This window comes from Streptomyces sp. NPDC087300 (genome assembly GCF_044744425.1).
Taxonomy (GTDB): domain Bacteria; phylum Actinomycetota; class Actinomycetes; order Streptomycetales; family Streptomycetaceae; genus Streptomyces.
Genome location: NZ_JBIUYI010000003.1, coordinates 49374 through 71281 on the forward strand (window position 1 = coordinate 49374; position 21908 = coordinate 71281).

2 protein-coding genes (1 of these 2 only partly in view) are annotated in these 21908 nt (G+C 71.3%); both read right to left on the reverse strand.

Annotated elements, in window-relative coordinates; genetic code table 11:
• Positions 1-5: 5 nt before the first annotated feature.
• On the reverse strand, positions 6-9275 hold the full coding sequence (locus tag ACIO9J_RS11225) for an amino acid adenylation domain-containing protein (protein WP_401996113.1): 9270 nt from the start codon (positions 9273-9275) through the stop codon (positions 6-8).
• Positions 9272-21908: the 3' portion of a non-ribosomal peptide synthase/polyketide synthase gene (locus tag ACIO9J_RS11230; protein ID WP_401996116.1), read on the reverse strand. The gene runs 6350 nt beyond the window's last position; only the last 12637 of its 18987 coding nucleotides appear in the window; its start codon lies off the right edge, out of view — the gene reads right to left on this strand; it ends in the stop codon at positions 9272-9274. The genes ACIO9J_RS11225 and ACIO9J_RS11230 overlap by 4 nt, the downstream gene beginning before the upstream one ends.

Genomic DNA, 21908 nt, shown 5'->3' on the forward strand with positions numbered 1-21908 from the left:
CGTTTTCACTGCTGCCTTTCGGCACCTTCGATGTGCCGGGCGATCGTCCGGCAGATCTCCGCCGCGTGTTCGGGCAGATACATGTCGCCGTGTGCGCAGGGCACGTCGTGCTCCTGTACGTCACCGACGATGTGGGGACCCCATTGGGGGGCGTAGGAGTCGTCCGGGTTCAGGGTCGCGTTGAAGAAGAGCGCCCGGCCGCGGAAGACGGGAGAGGTGAATTCCTTCATCATCGCGGCGTGCTTCACGACGATGGTCGACGCCGTCTCGAGGAGGAAGTCGTACTGGTCGGTGCCGGTGAGATGGGCGACGTAGGCGCCGAGGAAGGCGCGTACGTCGTCCTTGCGCACCTCCGCGTGGTCGGCGTAGGCCGCGCTGGGCACGCTGTCCAGGAGGGCGAGCGTGGCGACCTCGCAGCCCTGCCGCTGGAGTTCGGCGGCCACGGCGTGCGCGAGGGTGCCGCCGATGGACCAGCCGAGCAGGTGGTACGGCCCGTGCTGCTGCACCTTGCGCAGCTGCTCGACGTAGTCCTCGACCATCGCCGTGACCGAGTCGGGCACCGGCGATCCGTCGAAGCCGCGGGCCTGGATGCCGTACAGCGGCCGGTCGTCGACGAGCCCCGCGAAGCCGAGGAACGGCCAGCACAGGCCGCCGCCCGGATGCACCAGCCACAGGGGGTCGCCCGCCACGTCCGTACGGATCGGCAGGACCACGTTGTACGGGTCCTCCGGCGCCACGTCCAGCGGGCGGCGCAGGTGCGGGGCGAGCGCGGCGACCGTCGGCGACTGGAAGACGGTACGGATCGGCAGCTCGACGTCGAGCGCGGCCCCGATGCGGCTGATGAGCCGGGTGGCGAGCAGGGAGTGGCCGCCGAGCTCGAAGAAGTTGTCCTCGATGCCGACCGTGGGCAGGCCCAGGATCTCGGCGAAGAGCGAGCAGAGCAGCTCTTCCTGCGAGGTCCGGGGTGCCCGGCTCGTCGCGAGGGCGGCGAAGTCGGGGGCGGGCAGGGCGCGCCGGTCGACCTTGCCGTTCGGGGTGAGCGGGATGTCGTTCAGCGGCACCACGGCCGCCGGAACCATGTACTCCGGAAGCCGGTCGCGCACGTGCTCGCGCAGCGTCGCCACCAGGGTGCCGACCCCGCGGACGCCCGCCGGGTTGTTCACATGGGCACGGTCGGCGAGCCCCGACGGGACGAACGCACCGGTGAACACGCGGCCCGCGGTCGGCGTTCCGTCGAGGACCAGCACGGCGTCGAAGGCGTCGGGGCCCCCGGCGGTGAGGGTGGGCAGGACTTCCCAGCCGTGTCCCGCGGCCCAGAGCGCGAGCTCGTGCGGGTCGACGGCGGGACCGCTCGTGGTCGGCTCGCCGACGACGGAGAGCGCCACGGCCGCCGACATCTCCTCGGCCAGACGGGCGTTGGGGATACGGCTGACCCGCAGGGCGTGGGAGTCGGTGGCTCGGGCGAGCTCGTGCAGAGCGTCGAGGTCGGCGACTTCCTCACCCCAGGTCACGGCAGGCACGTCGTCAAGCGGGATCCGGGCGGCGGGTGCCTTGTGCAGCACCACTTCGTAGCGGTGGCGGGTCAGCTCGTTGTGGTCCGCGCCGGGTTTCACCCGGACCTCGACCGCGACCTCCGCACGCCCGGCCGCCCAGCGGGTGAACCACTCGGGCTCCACGACGAGTTCACGCTCGCGCAGCACGGCCTGTTCGATCGCCGCCCGCAGCACAGCGGGGGCGGTGCTGGGGTTCTGGTGCCGCTGGACCGTCGTCTGAAGGAGGCGGAGGGTGCCGTACGAACGGACGTCACCGACGACGATGCGGCCGCCGGGCGCCAGGAGCTCCATGGACTTCTCCAGTACGCGGCCGAGATAGGCCTCGTCGGGGAAGTACTGCGCCACAGAGTTGATGACGACGGTGTCGAAGTATCCGACCGGCAGCCCCGTGATGTCATCGGCAGGGCGGCACGCCAGGTGCACCCGGTCGGCACGGCCGGCCTCCGCGACCTGCTCACCGAGCCGCTCGATGACGGGACCCGAGAAGTCCGTGCCCCAGTACTCGTCGACCTCGGACACCAGCTGCGAGAGCAACAGGCCCGCGCCTACGCCCAGTTCGATGATCCGGCGAGGTTCCCAGCGGCGAATCTCGTCGACGGCGGTGTCACGCCACGTGCGCATCTCGTCGAGGGGGATCGGGTCTCCGGTGTAGGTGGAGTTCCACAGCGCGAAGTCCTCACCCCACTCGGCGTCCGAGCGCGCATAGACCTCGTCGTACACCTCCTGCCATTCATCCACCTGCGCACCAGCCCCGGACTCCGAACCGTCCGCGGACGGCACGACATACGCCACCAGGCGGGGGTCGTCGGCGGCGTCCTGGCGGGCGACGACCACGGCGCGATCCACTTCGGGGTGGGCGGAGAGAACCGTCTCGATCTCCCCAGGCTCGATCCGGAAACCCCGGATCTTCACCTGCTCATCGACCCGGCCGACACAGGTCAGCCGCCCATCCGGACCCCACTTCGCCAGATCGCCCGTCCGATACATACGACGGCCACCATCGGAAGCAAACGGATCAGCCACGAAACGACCCGACGTCAAACCAGGCCGGTTCGCATAACCACGCGCCAACCCCTCACCCGCGATATACAACTCCCCCACCACACCAGGAGCCACCAACCGCAAAAACTCATCCAGAACGTAGACCTGAGTGTTGGCGATCGGCTTTCCGATCGCGGGTGCGCCGACTCCGGAAACCCGATCGGACACCGACCAGATGGTGGTCTCGGTCGGCCCGTAAAGATTCGTGACCTCCCCACCGGCCTCGACCATCGCCGACGCCAACGAAGCCGGCAACGCCTCACCACCCACCAACACCTTCAACCCGGCCAACATCCCCGGATCATGCGCCACAACCGACTGCCACAACGACGGCGTCGCCTGCATCACCGACACCCCACACCCCCGCACCACCTCCCCCAACACCGAAGGCTGAGACACCATCTCCTTGTCCGCCAGCACCACACCCGCACCCGACACCAACGGCACGAACAACTCCAACGCCGCGATATCGAACGCAACCGTCGTCACCGCCAACAGCCGATCCCCCACCCCCAGACCGAACCGCCCCGCCATATCCACCACGAAATTCGCCAAAGCCCCATGCGAAACCACCACACCCTTCGGCAACCCCGTCGAACCCGACGTATAAATCGCATACGCCGCACCCCCCGACGACACCCCCACACCCGGCGCCACATCAGAGAAACCCGAAAAATCACCCCCCAACTCACCCTCATCCAAAACCAACACCGGATCCGCATCACCCACCACATGCGCCACCCGCGCCGCCGGATAATCCGGATCCACCGGCACATACACCCCACCGGCCTTCAACACCGCCAACAACGCCACCACCAAATCCACCGAACGCGGCAACAACAAAGCCACCCGACGCTCCGGACCCACCCCCCTCCCCAACAACCACCACGCCACCCGATTCACCCGACGATCCAACTCCCCATACGACAACGACACACCGCCGTACGACACAGCGAGCGCATCAGGACTCGCCGCAACCTGCCGCTCAAACAAATCCACCACCGTCACGGGAGGCACCAGAACCGCCGAGTCGTTCCACTCACCCAGCAACACCTCCCGCTCCCCCACCTCCAACACATCCACCGAACCGATCGAGCGCCCCGGATCAGCGACGACCTGGGCCAGCAGATGGCGCCAGCGGGTGATGAGGAGTTCGACGGTGGGGCGGTCGTACAGGTCGGTCGCGTACTCGACCATCGCGCCGACGCCCTGCGGCGTGCCGTCCTCGTCGCGGTGTTCGCCGAGTGCGATGAGGAGCTCGAAGCGGGCGGTGTTCGTGCCCGCGAGCGCGGGCCGTACCGTCAGGCCCGGCAGTTCGAACTTGCCCTCCGTCACGTTCTGCAGCCCGAACGAGACCTGGAAGAGCGGGTGGTGGGAGGTCGAGCGCTCCGGGTTGAGGATCTCCACCAGGTGCTCGAAGGGCACGTCCTGGTGCGCGTACGCGGCGAGGTCCGTCTCGCGCACCCGGTCGACCAGTTCCGTGAACGTCGGGTCGCCCGAGGTGTCGGTGCGCAGCACGAGGGTGTTGACGAAGATGCCGACGAGATCGTTGAGCGCCTCGTCCGTGCGGCCCGCGATCGGGGAGCCCAGCGGGATGTCGGTGCCGGCGCCGAGCCGGGTGAACAGCGCCGCCATCGCCGCCTGGAGCACCATGAAGACGGTGGCGCCGCGCTCGTGGGCGAGGTCGACGATCCCTTGGTGGAGCTCCGCGTCGAGGTCGAACTTGAGGAGTTCCCCCTCGTACGAGGGGACGGCGGGCCTGGGCCGGTCCACCGGCAGGTCCAGGTGGTCGGGCAGCCCTGCCAACTGCCTCGTCCAGTAGCCGACTTGGCTGGAGAACAGGCTGTCCGGGTCGTTCTCGTCGCCCAGGACGTCCCGCTGCCAGAGCGTGTAGTCGGCGTACTGCGCGGGCAGTTGCTGCCAGCCGGGCTCGCGGCCCTCGCGGCGCGCCGTGTACGCGCTGACCAGGTCGCGGGCGAGGGGCCCCATCGACCAGCCGTCCGCGGCGATGTGATGGATCAGCACGAGGATCGCGCATTCGGTGGGGCTGATCTCGAACAGCCAGGCCCTGACCGGGAGTTCGGTGGCGAGGTCGAAGCCGTGGGCGGCCGCCTCGCGCAGCGCGCCGTCCAGGTCCTCCTCGGTGGTGTGCCTGACCTCCCAGGTCACCGGCAGTTCGGCGGGGTCCATGACCTGCTGGCGCGGGCGGCCCTCGGTCTCGGGGAAGACCGTGCGCAGCGACTCGTGCCGTGCGACCACGTCCCGCAGCGCCTGTTCGAGCGCGTCGCGGTCGACGCGCCCCGTGAGGCGCAGTGCGAGCGGCATGTTGTACGTCGCGGACGGCCCCTCCAGCTTGTGCAGGAACCACAGGCGCTGCTGGGCGAAGGAGAGCGGCAGGACGTCGGGCCGGGTCCGCACCGACAGCTGTGCGCGCGCCGCTCCCGAGCCGTCCGCCTGCTCGGCGAGCTGCGCCACGGTCGGCGCCTCGAACAGGACGCGGATCGGCAGCTCGATGTCGAGGGTCGCGCGGATGCGGCTGATGAGCCGGGTGGCGAGCAGGGAGTGGCCGCCGAGCTCGAAGAAGTTGTCCTCGATGCCGACCCTGGGCAGCCCGAGCACCTCGGCGAACAGATCGCAGAGCACTTCTTCCTGCGGGGTGCGGGGCGCGCGCCCGGTGGCCAGGGCGGCGAAGTCGGGGGCGGGCAGGGCACGCCGGTCGACCTTGCCGTTCGGGGTCAGCGGAATGTCGGTGAGCGGCACCACGGCCGCGGGGACCATGTACTCGGGGAGGCGGTCCCGTACGTATCCGCGCAGCGTCGTCAGGAGCGTGCCCACGTCGCGGGCCCCGGCGGGGTCGTTGATCAGGGTGCCGTCGGCGAGCCCCGAGGGCCGGAACACTCCGGTGAAGACCTGGCTCGGGGACTGTGGGACGGCGGTGAGCACGACCGCGTCGAAAGTGTCGGGGGCGCCCGCCGTCAGGGTCGGCAGGACTTCCCAGCCGTGTCCCGCGGCCCAGAGCATCAGGTCGTGCGGGTCGACGGCGGGACCGCTCGCGGTCGGCTCGCCGACCACGGAGAGCGCCACGGCCGCCGACATCTCCTCGGCCAGACGGGCGTTGGGGATACGGCTGACCCGCAGGGCCTCGCCGTCGGCGGCACGGACGAGGTCGTGCAGGACGTCGAGATCGGCGACCTCCTCGCCCCAGATCACGGCAGGCACCTCCGCGAGGCACACCTCGGCGGCGGGTGCCTTGTGCAGCACGACCTCGTAGCGGTGGCGGGTCAGCTCGTTGTGGTCCGCACCGGGCTTCACCCGGACCTCGACCGCGAGCCCCTCGTGCTGGGCCGCCCAGCGGGTGAACCACTCCGGCTCGACCACGAGTTCACGCTCGCGCACCACGGCTTGCTCGATGGCCGCCCGCAGCACCGCGGGGGCCGCCTCCGGATTCTGGTGGTGCTGTACGGCGGTCTGGAGCAGTTTCAGCGAACCGTGCGCGCGGACGTCACCGACGACGATCCGGCCGCCGGGCGCCAGGAGCTCCAGGGACTTCTCCAGCACCCTGACCAGGTACGCCTCGTCCGGGAAGTACTGGACGACGGAGTTGATGACGACCGTGTCGAAGTGCCCCAGCGGCAGCCCCGTGATGTCGTCCGCCGGCTGGCAGGCGAGGCGCACCCGTGCGCTCAGCGACGCCTCCCCGACCTGCTCACCGAGGCGGTCGATGACCGGGCCCGAGAAGTCCGTGCCCCAGTACTCGTCGACATGGCCCGCCAGCTTGGCGAGCAACAGGCCCGCGCCCACACCGAGTTCGACGACGCGGCGGGGAGCGCCGCGCAGCACCTCGTCGACGGCGGTGTCGCGCCACGTGCGCATCTCGCCCAGGGGGATCGGGTCTCCGGTGTAGGTGGAGTTCCACAGCGCGAAGTCCTCACCCCACTCGGCATCCGAACGCGCATAGACCTCGTCGTACACCTCCTGCCATTCATCCACCTGCGCACCAGCGCCCGCGCCGGAGCCGTCGGCGGCGGGGATCACGTAGGCGACGAGACGGGGGTCGTCGGCGGTGTCCTGGCGGGCGACGACCACGGCGCGATCGACCTCGGGGTGGGCGGAGAGAACCGTCTCGATCTCCCCAGGCTCGATCCGGAAACCCCGGATCTTCACCTGCTCATCGACGCGGCCCACACAGGTCAGCCGCCCGTCCGGACCCCACTTCGCCAGATCGCCCGTCCGATACATACGACGGCCACCATGGGAAGCGAACGGATCAGCCACGAAACGACCCGACGTCAGACCAGGCCGGTTCGCATAACCACGCGCCAACCCCTCACCCGCGATATACAACTCCCCCACCACACCAGGAGCCACCAACCGCAAAAACTCATCCAGAACGTAGACCTGAGTGTTGGCGATCGGCTTTCCGATCGCGGGTGCGCCGACTCCGGAAACCCGATCGGACACCGACCAGATGGTGGTCTCGGTCGGCCCGTAAAGATTCGTGACCTCCCCACCGGCCTCGACCATCGCCGACGCCAACGAAGCCGGCAACGCCTCACCACCCACCAACACCTTCAACCCGGCCAACATCCCCGGATCATGCGCCACAACCGACTGCCACAACGACGGCGTCGCCTGCATCACCGACACCCCACACCCCCGCACCACCTCCCCCAACACCGAAGGCTGAGACACCATCTCCTTGTCCGCCAGCACCACACCCGCACCCGACACCAACGGCACGAACAACTCCAACGCCGCGATATCGAACGCAACCGTCGTCACCGCCAACAGCCGATCCCCCACCCCCAGACCGAACCGCCCCGCCATATCCACCACGAAATTCGCCAACGCACCATGCGAAACCACCACACCCTTCGGCAACCCCGTCGAACCCGACGTATAAATCGCATACGCCGCACCCCCCGACGACACCCCCACACCAGGCGCCACATCCGAAAACCCCGAAAAATCACCCCCCAACTCGTCCTCATCCAAAACCAACACCGGATCCGCATCACCCACCACATGCGCCACCCGCGCCGCCGGATAATCCGGATCCACCGGCACATACACCCCACCGGCCTTCAACACCGCCAACAACGCCACCACCAAATCCACCGAACGCGGCAACAACAAAGCCACCCGACGCTCCGGACCCACCCCCCTCCCCAACAACCACCACGCCACCCGATTCACCCGACGATCCAACTCCCCATACGACAACGACACACCGCCGTACGACACCGCCAAAGCATCAGGACTCGCCGCAACCTGCCGCTCGAAGAGGTCCACCACGGACACGTCGGGGACGGCGGCCTCGGAGTCGTTCCACTCGCCCAGAAGGACCTCCCGCTCCCCCACCTCCAACACGTCCACCGAACCGATCGAACGCCCCGGATCAGCGACGAGTTGGCGGACGACGGAGACGAAGCGGGACGCGATGCGGTGGACCGTGTCGCGGTCGAAGAGGTCGACGGCGTATTCGAGCGTGCCGTGCACGCCCTCGCCGGGGACCTCCGCGAGGTTGAAGAACAGGTCGAACTTCGCGGTCGGCGTCGAGACGGGCTCGAAGGCGACGCGCAGGCCCGGCATGTCGAACTCGGGCCAGACGTTGTTCTGCCAGGCGAACATGACCTGGAAGAGCGGGTGGTAGGCGGTCGAGCGGTCCGGGTTGACGATCTCGACGAGCCGCTCGAAGGGGACGTCCTGGTTGTCGTACGCGGTCAGGGACTTGTCGCGGACCTGGGTGAGCAGGTCGGTGAAGGCCGGGTTGCCCGCGAGTCCGGCGCGCAGCACCCAGGTGTTGACGAAGAAGCCCACCATGTCGGCGAGCGCCTCGTCCGTGCGTCCTGCGATCGGGGAGCCGAGGGTGATGTCGTCGCCGCCGCCGAGCCGGTTGAGCAGTACGGCCAGGGCGGACTGCATGACCATGGCGACGGTGACGCCGCGTTCCTGCGCGAGCCGCTCGACCTGCTGGAGCAGTGCGGGCTCCATGGCGAAGTCGACACTGCCGCCGTCGTAGCCCGCCGTGGCGGGGCGCGGCCGGTCCGCGGGCAGCTGGAGCGGCTGGGGCACGCCCGCCAGCTCCTTTGCCCAGTAGGCGGATTGGCTCGCGAGGACGCTCTCCGGGTCGTCCTCGTCGCCGAGGAGTTCGCGCTGCCACAGCGTGTAGTCGGTGTACTGGACCGGCAGTTCCTCCCAGCCGGGCGCGCGGCCCAGGCGGCGGGCCGCGTACGCGGTGGAGATGTCGCGTGCGAGCGGTGCCGCCGACCCGCCGTCGCCCGCGATGTGGTGCAGGACGAGGACGAGGACGTACTCCTCGGGTGCCAGGCGCAACAGCAGGGTGCGCAGGGGCAGTTCGACGGCGAGGTCGAACTCGTGGGCCACGGCGGCCCGCACCGCGGCCGCGAGCCCGTCCGGTGTCACGTCGGCCTTATCGACCGCCGGCTTCGCCTCGTCGTCCGGCAGGACGTGCTGGAAGGGTTCGCCGTGCCGGTCCTCGACGATGAGGGTGCGCAGGCTCTCGTGCCGGGTGACGACGTCCCGCACCGCGGCGGTGAGCGCGTCGGGGTCGAGGGTGCCGGTCAGGCGCAGCACCACGGGGATGTTGTAGGTGGCCGACGGGCCCTCGAACCGGTTGATGAACCACAGCCTGCGCTGCGCGAAGGACAGAGGGATCATGATGCGTTCACTCCTGATTCCTGAACCTGGGTCCCGGCCTGCGGGGCGTCGGTCGCGGCGGCCTGTGCGCCGGTCATCCGGCGCAGGCGCGGCCTGCGGGTCTTGGTGGTGGTCCTGGCGGCGATCCGGGCGAGGGCGGTGACGTTCGGCGACTCGAAGACGGCCCGGATCGGGATGTCGACGGCCATGACCGCGCGGATGCGGCTGATGAGCCGGGTGGCGAGCAGCGAGTGGCCGCCGAGGGCGAAGAAGTCGTCGTCGGCGCCCGCCCGTTCGACGCCGAGCACCTCGGCGAAGAGGCCGGCGATCGTCGTCTCCTGCGGGGTGCTCGGGGCGCGGTACGCCTCCGTGGTGAACTCGGGAGCGGGCAGCGCCGCCCGGTCGAGCTTGCCGTTCGGGGTGAGCGGCAGCCGGTCGAGGTGGACGAACGCGGCGGGGACCATGTGGTCGGGGACGAGCTGGGCGACGTGTTCCTTGAGCTCGCGGGTCACGTCGTCGGGACCGGTCACATAGGCCACCAGGCGGCCTCCGTCGCGGACGACGACCGCGGCCTGGCCGACGCCGTGGTGCGCGGTGAGCGCGGTCTCGATCTCGCCGGGCTCGATGCGGAAGCCGCGCACCTTCACCTGGGCGTCCCCGCGGCCGACGTACTCCAGTTGTCCTTCCGGGGTCCAGCGTGCGAGGTCGCCGCTGCGGTACATGCGGGATCCCGGCGGGCCGTAGGGGTCGGCGACGAAGCGTTCCGCGCTGAGCCCCGGGCGGCCGTGGTAGCCGCGTGCGACGCCCGCGCCCGCGACGTACACCTCGCCGACGACTCCGACGGGCAGCGGGTTGAGGGCGGTGCCCAGTACGTAGGTGCGGGCGTTGCCGATGGGGGCGCCGATGGGGATGCTGCCGGTGCCGGTGCACTGGTTGCTGTCGGGGACGGGGTGGGTGGTGGCGTAGTACGTCTCGGTGGGGCCGTAGCCGTTGACGACCTGGACGCCGGGGATGGCCTCGCGGACCTGGCGCACCAGGGTCTCGGTGAGCTGTTCGCCGCCGAGCACGATGGTCTCGGCGACGATCTTGCCGGAGAGCTGGTCGAGGAGCTCGGTGAAGACGGAGGGGACGGTGCAGATGGTGCCGCCCGCCCAGCCGCCGTTCTCGGTGCGTTCGGCAAGGGCGAGGACGTCGGCGACGACGTCCACGGTGCCGCCGGTGCAGAGCGTCGAGAAGATCTCGAAGACCGACACGTCGAAGCTGACCGAGGTGGCGGCGAGCATGCGCGCTCCGGGCCGCACGGCGGCGTACGGGGCGAGGCACAGCGCGCCGTTGGTCATGTTCGCGTGGCTGGTGGCGACCCCCTTCGGCCGGCCGGTGGAACCGGAGGTGTAGATGAGGTAGGCGAGGTTGGCCGGGCGCAGGGCGCGGGCCGGGTCGGTGGCGGGCCCCGTGTCGGCGAGCCGCTCGGGAAGCAGCCGCGGGATGTCGGGGTGCGGCAGCCGTGGCGCGATCGACTCATCCGTCAGGAGCAGCGCGGGAGCCGCGTCCTGGAGGATGAACTCCAGCCTGCGGGACGGGTATTCGGGGTCGATGGGCAGATAGGCGCCGCCCGCCTTGAGGACGGCGAGCAGGGCGACGACGAGTTCCTCGGTGCGGGACAGCGCCACCGCCACGACGGACTCCGGGCCCACCCCGCGCCCGATCAGCTCGTGCGCCAGACGGTTGGCGCGGTCGTTGAGTTCGCCGTACGTGAGCGTGCGCGTTCCGAAGATCACAGCGGTCGCGTCCGGGGTGGCCGCGGCCTGCCGCTCGACGAGGTCGGGCACCGTCACGTCCTCGGCGGGCGACGCGGTGGCGTTGAAGTCCGTGAGGACCCGCTGCCGCTCGTCGGGTGCCAGGACGTCGAGTGCGGCGAGCGGCCGTGCGGGGTCGTCCACCAGGTGGCGCAGGACCCGGACGAGGCGGGCGCCGATGGCGTCGGCGCTCTCCTGGTCGAGGACGTTGCGCTGGTACTGGAGGGAGAGCCGCAGGTGCGGGTCGGCCGCGGCGGTGACGGTCAGCGGGTAGTGGGTGCCGGTGAAGGGCCGCAGCCCTGTCACGGCGACGCCCGCCGCGTCGTTGGCCTCGGTGATGCCGCCGAGATCGACGGGGAACGACTCGAAGACGACGAGCGTGTCGAAGAGCTTGCTCAGGCCGGTGATCCGGTGCAGCTCGGTGAGGCCGTAGTGGTGGTGGTCCAGCAGGCCCGCCTGGCTGCTCTGGACGCGGGTCAGCAGGTCGCCGAAGGTGTCGCCGGGCTCCGAACGCACGCGTACGGGCAGGGTGTTGATGAACAGGCCGACCATGGAGTCGACGCCCGCGAGCTCGGGCGGCCGGCCCGAGACGGTGGTGCCGAACACGACGTCCCTGCGCCCGGTGAGCTCGCCGAGCAGGACCGCCCAGGCGCCCTGCACCAGGGTGTTGAGGGTGACGCCGAGCTGGGCGGCGCGCCGGGACAGGGCGCGGGCGTCCTCGGTGGTGAGGTCGACCTCGGCCTCGCCGACGGACTGCTCACCGGCCGGTTCGGCGCCCGCCAGCAGGGTCGGCTCGTCGAGTCCGGCCAGTTCGTCCGCCCACGCCCGGGCCGCCTCCTCGCGGTCCTGCCCGTCCAGCCAGGACAGGAAGGTGCGGAAGCTGCGGGTGCGCGGCAGTTCGGAGTGGTCACCGTCGGCCGCGTAGAGCCGCATGAGGTCTTCGATGAGCAGGGGCACGGACCAGCCGTCGAACAGCACGTGATGGGCCGTCAGGACGAGTTCGGAGCGGCCGTCGCCGAGGGTGACGAGGGCCATCCGCAGCAGGGGCGGCACGGCCATGTCGAAGTGGACGTCGAGGTCCTCGGCGAGGAACTCCTCCAGGGCCAGATCCTGCCGCTCGCCGCTCAGCGCGCCGAGGTCGAGGGTGCGCCAGGGCAGTTCGAGCCCGTCGACGAGGAGCTGCACCTGGGTGCCGTCGGCGGCGGGGACGAAGGCGGTGCGCAGGTTGTCGTGCCGGTCGAGGAGTGCCTGTCCCGCGGCCCGCATCCGGGCGGGGTCGACGGTCCCGGAGACATGCATGACGAGCTGCATGTGGTAGGCGTCGAAGGAGGCGTCGGCGAGCATCGAGTGGAACAGGAGCCCGGACTGGAGCGGTGTCAGCGGCCATACGTCGGTCAGGCCGGGGTGGCTGTCCTCCCACGTCTCCAGGGCGTCCTGGGTGACGGCGGGCAGCGCCACGTCGGAGGGGGTGAGCCCGCCGGTGCCCGGTGTGCCCACGTGGCGGGCGAGGCCGGTGAGCGCCTGCTGCCACAGGTCCATCAGCTCGCGGACGTCGTCATCGGTGAGGACCCGGGGGGCGTAGCCGAAGGTGATGCCCAGCTGGGGTCCCTGACCGGTGTCGGTGACGAGGGCGGTGACGTCCAGCGCGGCCAGGGCGGGCATGTCGGGGTCGGGGGTGAGTGTCAGCTCGCCCACGTCGGTGGCCAGGTTCCAGCCGAGGCCGCGCAGGTGTTCGGGCATGTCGGCGCCGGAGAGCTGTCCGAGGTAGTTGAAGCTGATCTGACCGGTTCCGTAGGGAGCCAGTCGGGTGGCGGTCTCGGGGTTCAGGTAGCGCAGCAGCCCGTACCCGATGCCCTTGTCCGGGATCGCGAGGAGCTGCTCCTTGACCGCCTTGACCACCCGGCCCGCACTCACGCCACCGGCCAGCGCGTCCGCCAGATCGACACCGGCCGTGTCGAGCCGCACCGGGAACATGCTGGTGAACCAGCCCACCGCACGCGACAGATCAGCACCCGGCGCCACAACCTCCTCACGCCCATGACCCTCAAGCCGGATCAGCGCCGAGGTCTCCTCCACACCACGCCGCTCACGCCACACCGCCACCGCGGTGGCCAACGCCGCCAGCAGCCCGTCGTTCACACCACCACGGAACGCCGCAGGCACCCCCGTGAGCAGAGCCTCGGTCACGGATGCCGAGAGGCGTGTCGCGAGGGTCCGGGTGTCTGCTGCCAGGTCCCGTTCGGCGTCCAGGGGACGAGAACCGATGACAGGGTCCGGGCCCTCCAAGACCTGCTCCCATATGGGGAGTTCAGCCTCGCGGCCCTCGGTCCGGGCAGCCTCCTCCAGGGCGTGCGCCCAGCGCCGGACCGACGTACCGGCCAACGGTAGAGCCGCCTCACGACCCGCACGCACCCGCTCCCACGCCGCCGCCAGATCCGGCAACAGCACCCGCCACGACACCCCGTCCACCACCAGGTGATGCAGCACCAACAACAGACGCCCCACACCCGAAGGCGCGGCCAGCCAGACGCACTGGACCATCACCCCGGCAGCCGGATCCAACCGGCCCTCGGCGAGGGCCAGTTCGTCCGAAACCAGCGTGCGCGTCGCGGCGCTCTCCCAGTCGCCGTCACAGGCCACCCGGCGTACGAGGGATCCCGGGTCGACGGTCCCCTGCGCGGTGACGAGGAGCCCCTCGGCGCCGTCCAGGAGACGGGAGCGCAGCACGTCGTGGCGGTCGAGGACCGCGCCGAGCGTGGCGGTGAGGCCCGACTCGTCTATGCCTTCGGGCAGGTGCAGGGCGACCGACATGGAGAACCGGTCGATGGAACCGCCGAGTTCGGTGAGGTAACGGGCGACGGGCAGCAGCGGCATGGTGCCGGTGCCCCCGCCGTCGTACTCCGCGAGGACGGCGGAGGCGCCCGCCCCTCGGTGGGCGAGGGCGACCGCGGCGAGCTGGGCGACCGTCCGGCTCTCGAAGATCTCCCTGGGCGTCACCTCGACGCCGAGCGCACGGGCCCGGGTGACGACCTGGATGGAGCGGATGCTGTCGCCGCCGACGGTGAAGAAGTCGTCGTCCACACCCACCCGGTCCAGACCCAGCACCTCGGCGTACACGGCGGCCAGGACCTTCTCCTCGGCGGTCTCCGGGGCGCGGTAGCGGCCGCCGGTGAACTCGGGCTCGGGCAGGACGGCCCGGTCGAGCTTGCCGTTCGGGGTGAGCGGCAGCCGGTCGAGCAGGACGAAGGCGGACGGCACCATGAACTCGGGCAGGCCGCGGGCGACGAAGGAGCGCAGTTCGCTGGTGACGACGCCCGCGCCGCCGGCGGCCGGCACCACGTACCCGACGAGCTGCTTGGCACCGCCGCCGCGGCCCTCGCGGGCGACGACGACGGCCTGGGCGATGCCGGGGTGCGCGGTCAGCGCGGCCTCGACCTCGCCGGGCTCGATGCGGAAGCCGCGCACCTTCACCTGGGCGTCGTCGCGGCCGAGGTATTCGAGCTGGCCTTCGGCGTTCCAGCGCGCCAGGTCGCCGGTGCGGTACATGCGGGTGCCGGGCGGCCCGTAGGGGTCGGCGACGAACCGCTCCGCGGTCAGGTCCGGGCGGCCGTGGTAGCCGCGGCCGATGCCGGAGCCCGCCACGTACAGCTCGCCCGCGACGCCGGGGGCGACCGGCTGGAGGCCGGGGCCCAGCAGGTGGACGCGGACGTTGCCGATGGGGGTGCCGATGGGGGCGCTGCCCGTGCCGTTCCACTCCTGGCCGGGCGGCAGGACGAACGTGGTGGCGTAGAAGGACTCGCTCTGGCCGTAGGAGTTGACCACGCGGGTGCCGGGCAGGGCCTCGCGGACCCGGTGCACGAGGCCGGCGGACAGCGCCTCGCCGGCGAAGACCACCGAGTCGACGTCGAGCCCGTCGGCGACCGCGTCGAGGAGTTCGGTGAACGCGGACGGCACGGTCGAGACCATGCCGCCGGACCAGCCGTCCGTCCGCTCGCCGAGGACGAGCACGTCGCGTACGACCTCGATGGAGCCGCCGGTGAACAGGGTCGAGAAGATCTCGAACGCGGACACGTCGAAGCTGACGGAGGTCGCGGCAAGCGCCCGCTTGCCGGTCGGGCCGCCCAGCGCGTCGACCAGGCCGAGCGCGCAGTTGACGATGTTGCGGTGGGTGATGACGACGCCCTTGGGCGTTCCGGTGGAGCCGGAGGTGTACATCACGTAACCCGCGTGGTGCGGGTGCAGGCGCGGCGGCAGGAGCGCGCCCTCGGCGCCCGGGTCCGGCCGGTCCACGTACATCCGTGGCGTACGCACGCCCTCCGGGAGGACCCGGGCGCTCGCGGTGTCGGTGAGGACGAGCGCGGGCCGGGCGTCTTCGAGGATGAACTCCAGCCTGCGGGAGGGGAATTCGGGGTCGATCGGCAGATAGGCGCCGCCCGCGTCGAGGACGGCGAGCAGGGCGACGACGAGCTCCTCGGTACGGGGCAGGGCCACCGCGACCACGGTGTCCGGCCCGACCCCCTGCCCCGCGAGACGTACGGCGAGCTCCCGTGCCCGGTCGTCGAGTTGACGATACGTCAGAGTAGTCTCGTCGAAGACGACGGCGACCGCGTCCGGGGTGGCCGCGACCTGCCGCTCGAAGACCTCGGGCACGGTGAGGTCGGGGACGTCGAGCGCGGTGGCGTTGAACTCGTGCAGCAGTCGGCCGCGTTCGTCGTCGGCCAGTACGTCCACCGCGCCGATCCGGCGGTCCGGGTCGGCCACGACGGCGCGCAGCACCCGCACGAACCGGTCGGCGAGCGCCTCCACGGTGTCGCGTTCGAAGAGGTCGACCGCGTACTCGATGCTGCCGGCCACTCCCTCGCCGGGCACCTCCGCCAGGTTGAAGAAGAGGTCGAACTTCGAGCTGCCCGTGGAGATCGGCTCCAGACCCACCTTCAGGCCCGGCAGGTCGAAGTCGGGCCTGGCGTTGTTCTGCCAGGCGAACATGACCTGGAAGAGGGGCTGGTAGGCCGTGGAGCGCTCCGGGTTGAGGAGTTCCACGAGCCGTTCGAAGGGGGCTTCCTGGTTCTCGTAGGCGGCGAGCGCCTTGGCCCTGACGTCGTCCAGGAGCCGCCCGAAGGAGGGATTGCCCGCGAGACGGGCGCGCAGCACCCAGGTGTTGACGAAGAAGCCGGAGAGGTCGGCGAGGGCCTCGTCGGTGCGGCCCGCGATGGGCGAGCCGATGGTGAGGTCGTCGCCCGCGCCGAGCTGGTGGAGCAGCACGGCGAGCGCCGACTGGAGCACCATCGCGGTCGTCGCGCCGTGCTGTCGCGCCAACTCCTCGACGGTGGAGAGCAGTTCGAGATCCATCACGAAGTCGACCGTGTCGCCGACGTGGCTCGCCTTGGCGGGCCGCGGGTGGTCGGTGGGCAGCTGGAGGGGCTGCGGCACGCCGTCGAGTTCGGCGGCCCAGTACGCCGACTGGGTGGCGAGCAGGCTCTCCGGGTCGTCCTCGGCGCCGAGGATCTCCTGCTGCCACAGCGTGTAGTCCACGTACTGCACGGGCAGGTCGGCCCAGCCGGGCACGCGCCCGGCCCTGCGGGCCGCGTAGGCGACGGAGATGTCGCGGGCCAGCGGCGCGGTGGAGCCACCGTCGCCCGATATGTGGTGCAGCACCATCACCAGGACGTGTTCCTCGGCGGACCCGCGCAGCAGCGTCGCCCGGAACGGGATCTGGGTGGACAGGTCGAACCGGTGCCCGGCCGCCCGCCGCACGGCCGCCGGGGTCTGCTCGGGCGTCACGTCGACGACCGGCACGTAGATCGCGGCGTCAAGGACCGGCAGCACGTGCTGGAACGGCACGCCGTCGCCGTCCTCGGCGACGAGGGTGCGCAGGCTCTCGTGCCGGGCCAGGACGTCCTTGATGGCCTCGGTCATCGCGTCGGTGTCCAGCGGCCCCGTCAGGCGCAGCGCGACGGAGATGTTGTACGTCGCGGAAGGCCCCTCGAAGCGGTCGATGAACCACAGGCGGCGCTGGGCGTAGGAGAGCGGGATGCGGTCGGGCCGTACCGAGATCGCCTTGAGCGCGGCGCGCGCTCGGCCGCCCCGGTGCAGCTGCTTGACCAGTCCGGCGACGGTCGGCCAGTCGAAGACGGCCTTGATCGGCAGCTCCGCGCCGAGTGCGGCGCGGACGCGGCCGGTGAGCCGGGTGGCGAGCAGCGAGTGCCCGCCCAGGTCGAAGAAGTCGTCGTCGACACCGACCCGGTCCAGGCCGAGCACCTCGGCGAACAGGTCGGCGAGCACGGCCTCCTCGGGGGTGTTCGGCGCCCGGTAGAGGCCGGAGACGAACTCCGGCTCGGGCAGGGCCGCCCTGTCCAGCTTGCCGCTGGGCAGCAGCGGCAGCTTGTCCAGGACGACGGCGACGGAGGGCACCATGAAGTCGGGCAGCCGGGCCGCGACGAAGGCGCGCAGCGCGTCGGAGTCCACGCCGTTGCCGCCGGTCCCCGCCTCGGCGCCGTCGGCTCCCGCTTCCCGCGCCCCTTCGGCGTCGGCGGCGTCGGGGGCGTCCGCGTCGAGGACCACGTACGCGACGAGCTGCTTGACGGTCCTGCCGTCGCGGGCGACGACCACGGCCTGGGCGACGGCCGGGTGCGCGGTGAGGGCGGCCTCGATCTCGCCGGGCTCGATGCGGAAACCGCGCACCTTCACCTGCGCGTCGCCGCGGCCCATGTACTCCAGCTGCCCTTCGGCGTTCCAGCGCGCCAGGTCGCCGGTGCGGTACATGCGGGACCCGGGCGGCCCGTAGGGGTCGGCGACGAACCGCTCCGCGGTGAGCGCCTGCCGGCCGTAGTAGCCCCGGCCCAGGCAGTCGCCCGCGACGTACAGCTCGCCGACGGCCCCGTACGGGGCGGGCGCGAGACCGGTGCCGAGCACATAGGTGCGCATGTTGGCGAGCGGGGTGCCGATCGGCGCGCCGCCCGTGCCGGTCCACTCCTGGCCGGGCGGCAGGACGAACGTGGTGGCGTAGAAGGACTCGCTCTGGCCGTAGGAGTTGACCACGCGGGCCTCGGGCAGCGCCTCGCGGACGCGGTGCACCAGCGAGGCGGGCAGGGCCTCGCCCGCGAAGACCACCGAGTCGACGTCGAGCCGTCCCGCGACCTGGTCGAGGAGCTCGGTGAAGGCCGACGGCACGGTCGAGACCATGCCGCCCGTCCAGCCGTCCGCGCGCTCGCCGAGCACCAGGACGTCCCGTACGACCTCGATGGAACCGCCCGAGCACAGCGTCGAGAAGATCTCGAAGGCGGACACGTCGAAGCTGACGGAAGTCGCGGCAAGCGCCCGCTTGCCGGTCGGGCCGCCGAGCGCGGCGATCAGACCGGTGACGCCGTTCACCACACCGCGGTGGGTGATCGCGGCGCCCTTGGGGCGGCCGGTGGAGCCCGAGGTGTACATCAGATACGCGAGGTGCGCGGGCAGCAGGGCGCCGCCGCGGTCCGCGTCCGTGGGGGCGGTCCCGACGTCGCGCGTGCTCCCGTCGAGCAGGTCCACGTGCAGCTGGGCGCAGTCGGCGCCCGGCAGCCCCTGGCCGGTGGCGCTGTCGGTGACGACGAGGGCGGGTCGGGCGTCGCCGAGGATGAACTCCAGGCGCTTGCCCGGGTATTCGGGGTCGATGGGCAGATAGGCGCCGCCCGCCTTGAGGACGGCGAGCAGGGCGACGACGAGTTCCTCGGTGCGGGGCAGCGCCACCGCCACGACGGACTCCGGGCCCACCCCACGCCCGATCAGCTCGTGCGCGAGCCGGTTGGCGCGGTCGTCCAGCTGCCGGTACGTCAGGGAGGTGTCGCCGAGGACGACGGCGACGGCGTCCGGGGTGGCCGCCACCTGCCGTTCGAAGAGCTCGGGGACCGTGTGGTCGGGGACGTCGAGAGCGGTGGCGTTCAGATCACGCAGCAGCCGGCGCCGTTCGCCCTCGTGCAGGACGTCCACCGCGCCGACCCGGCCCGTCGGATCGGCCACGAGCTGCCGCAGCACCCGGACCAGCCGCGCGGCCACCGTCTCGGCCTCCGCCTGGTCGAACAGGCCCCGCTGGAACTGCACGCTGAGCCGCAGGTGCGGATCGGCCGCGGCCATCAGGGTCAGCGGGTAGTGGGTGACGGTGAAGGGGCGGATGCCGGTGACGGCGACCCCCGCCGCCGTGTTGGCGTCGGTGATGCCGAGCCGGTCCACGGGATAGGACTCGAAGACGACGAGCGTGTCGAACAGGGAGCTGTGGCCCGTGGCCTGGTGGATGTCGGTGAGGCCGAAGTGGTGGTGGTCGAGCAGCGCGGCCTGCCGGGTCTGCAACCGGTCGAGCAGCTCGCCGAAGGTGTCGCCGGGAGCGCTGGTCACCCGGACCGGCAGCGTGTTGATGAAGAGGCCGACGGTGGCGTCCGCGCCCGGGAGCTCGGGCGGCCGGCCCGAGACGGTGGTGCCGAACACGACGTCCCTGCGCCCGGTCAGCTCGCCGAGCAGGACCGCCCAGGCGCCCTGCACCAGGGTGTTGAGGGTGACGCCCTGCTCGGCGGCGCGCCGCGACAGGGTCCTTGCCTCGTCGGTGGAGAGCGGCACGTCGGCGGAGCCGATGCCCGAGGTGTCGTCGGGCGCGAGGGTCCCCGAGGCGACGACCGTGGGCTCCTCAACCCCGTCGAGTTCCCGCTGCCAGGCCTCGCGCGCCGCGTCCCTGTCCTGCCCGGCGAGCCAGGACAGGAAGGTGCGGTAGGAGTGCGGGCGGGGCAGCGCCGTGGTGTCGCCACCGGTCGCGTAGGTCCGCAGCAGCTCCTCGATGATCAGCGGCAACGACCAGCCGTCGAACAGGATGTGATGGGCCGTCAGTACGAGTTCGGCGCGGTCCGGGCCGAGCGTGACCAGGGTGAGGCGCAGCAGCGGCGGGACGAGCGGGTCGAAGTAGTCGCGGTGGTCGTCGGCGAGGAACTGTTCGAGGGCGCCCGCCTGCCGCTCCCCCGCCAGATGGGTGAGGTCGATCTCGCGCCACGGCAGGTCGAGCCCGTCGACGACGAGCTGGACGTGCTCGCCGTCGGCGCCGGGCACGAAGGCGGTGCGCAGGTTGTCGTGCCGGTCCAGGAGCGCCTGCCCCGCGGCCCGCATCCGGGCGGGGTCGACGCGGCCCGACAGATGGAAGACGAGCTGCATGTGGTACGCGTCGAACGCCGCGTCGGCGAGCATCGAGTGGAAGAGCAGCCCGGACTGGAGGGAGGTCAGCGGCCATACGTCGGACAGGCCGGGGTAGGTCTCCTCCCACTTCTCGATCTCCTCCTGGCCGACGGGTTCCAGCGCGTCGGAGGGGGTGAGCCCGCCCGCGCCGGGCGCCGTGACGTGCCGGGCCAGTCCGGTCAGTGCCTCGCACCACAGGTCTGCGAGCTCCCGTACGTCCTCGCGGGCGAGGAGTCCGGTCGGGAAGTGGAAGCGGGCGGAGAGCCGCGGGAGTCCCTCGGGGGTGTCGGTGACGATGGAGTCGATGTCGAGCGCCGCCATCGCGGGCATGTCGGCGTCGGGGGCGGCCTGGAGCACGGAGGCGTCCCCGGCCTGGGTCCAGCCGAGGCCGCGCAGGTGCTCGGGCATGTCGGCACCCGAGAGCCGGCCCAGGTAGTTGAAGCTGATCTGACCGGTCCCGTACCCGGCCAACCGCTGCGCGGTCTCAGGATTCAGATAACGCAGCAGCCCGTACCCGATCCCCTTGTCCGGGATCGCGAGCAACTGCTCCTTGACCGCCTTGACCACCCGGCCCGCACTCGCACCACCGGCCAGCGCCTCCGCCAGATCGGCACCGGCCGTGTCGAGCCGCACCGGGAACATGCTGGTGAACCAGCCCACCGCACGCGACAGATCAGCACCCGGCGCCACAACCTCCTCACGCCCATGGCCTTCCAGCCGGATCAGCGCCGAGGTCTCCTTCACACCACGACGCTCACGCCACACCGCCACCGCCGTCGCCAACGCCGCCAGCAGCCCGTCGTTCACACCTCCACGGAACGCCGCAGGCACCCCCGTGAGCAGAGCCTCGGTCACGGACACCGGCAGCTGGACCCGTACGGTCTCCACGGAGGCGGCCACGTCGACGGCCGGGTCGAAGGGGCGCGACCCGAGGTCCGGGTCGGCTCCTTCCAACACCCTTTCCCACATCGGGAGTTCGGACTCGCGCTCCTCGGTGCGAGCAGCCTCTTCCAGGGCGTGCGCCCAGCGCCGGACCGACGTACCGGCCAACGGCAAGGCCGCCTCACGACCCGCACGCACCCGCTCCCACGCCGCCGCAAGATCCGGCAACAGCACCCGCCACGACACCCCGTCCACCACCAGGTGATGCAGCACCAACAACAGACGCCCCACACCCGAAGGCGCGGCCAGCCAGACGCACTGGACCATCACCCCGGCAGCCGGATCCAACCGGCCCGCCGCGGCGTCGAGTTCAGCGGTGACCAGGGCCTTGACCGGTGCGCTGTCCCAGTCGCCGTCGCAGGCCACGCGGTGTACGAGTGAGGCGGTGTCGACCGATCCCGGCGGGCTGACGAAGAGTCCCTCCGTGCCGTCCAGAAGGCGGGAGCGGAGCATGTCGTGGCGGTCGAGGACCTCGCCCAGAGTGGCGGCGATGCCCGACTCGTCGATGCCGTCGGGGAGTTCGACCAGCATGGACTGGGAGAAGCGGGAGAAGCCGTACGACTCCACGGCGCCGCCGCCCAGTTTGCGCAGGTAGTGGGCGATCGGCAGCAGGGGAACGGTTCCCGTCCCGCCGCCTTCGAGTTCGGCGAGGGCGGGCGTCCCCGTGCTCTCCGCGTCGCCCGCGCGGGCGACGGTGGCGAGCTGGGCGACCGTGCGGGACTCGAAG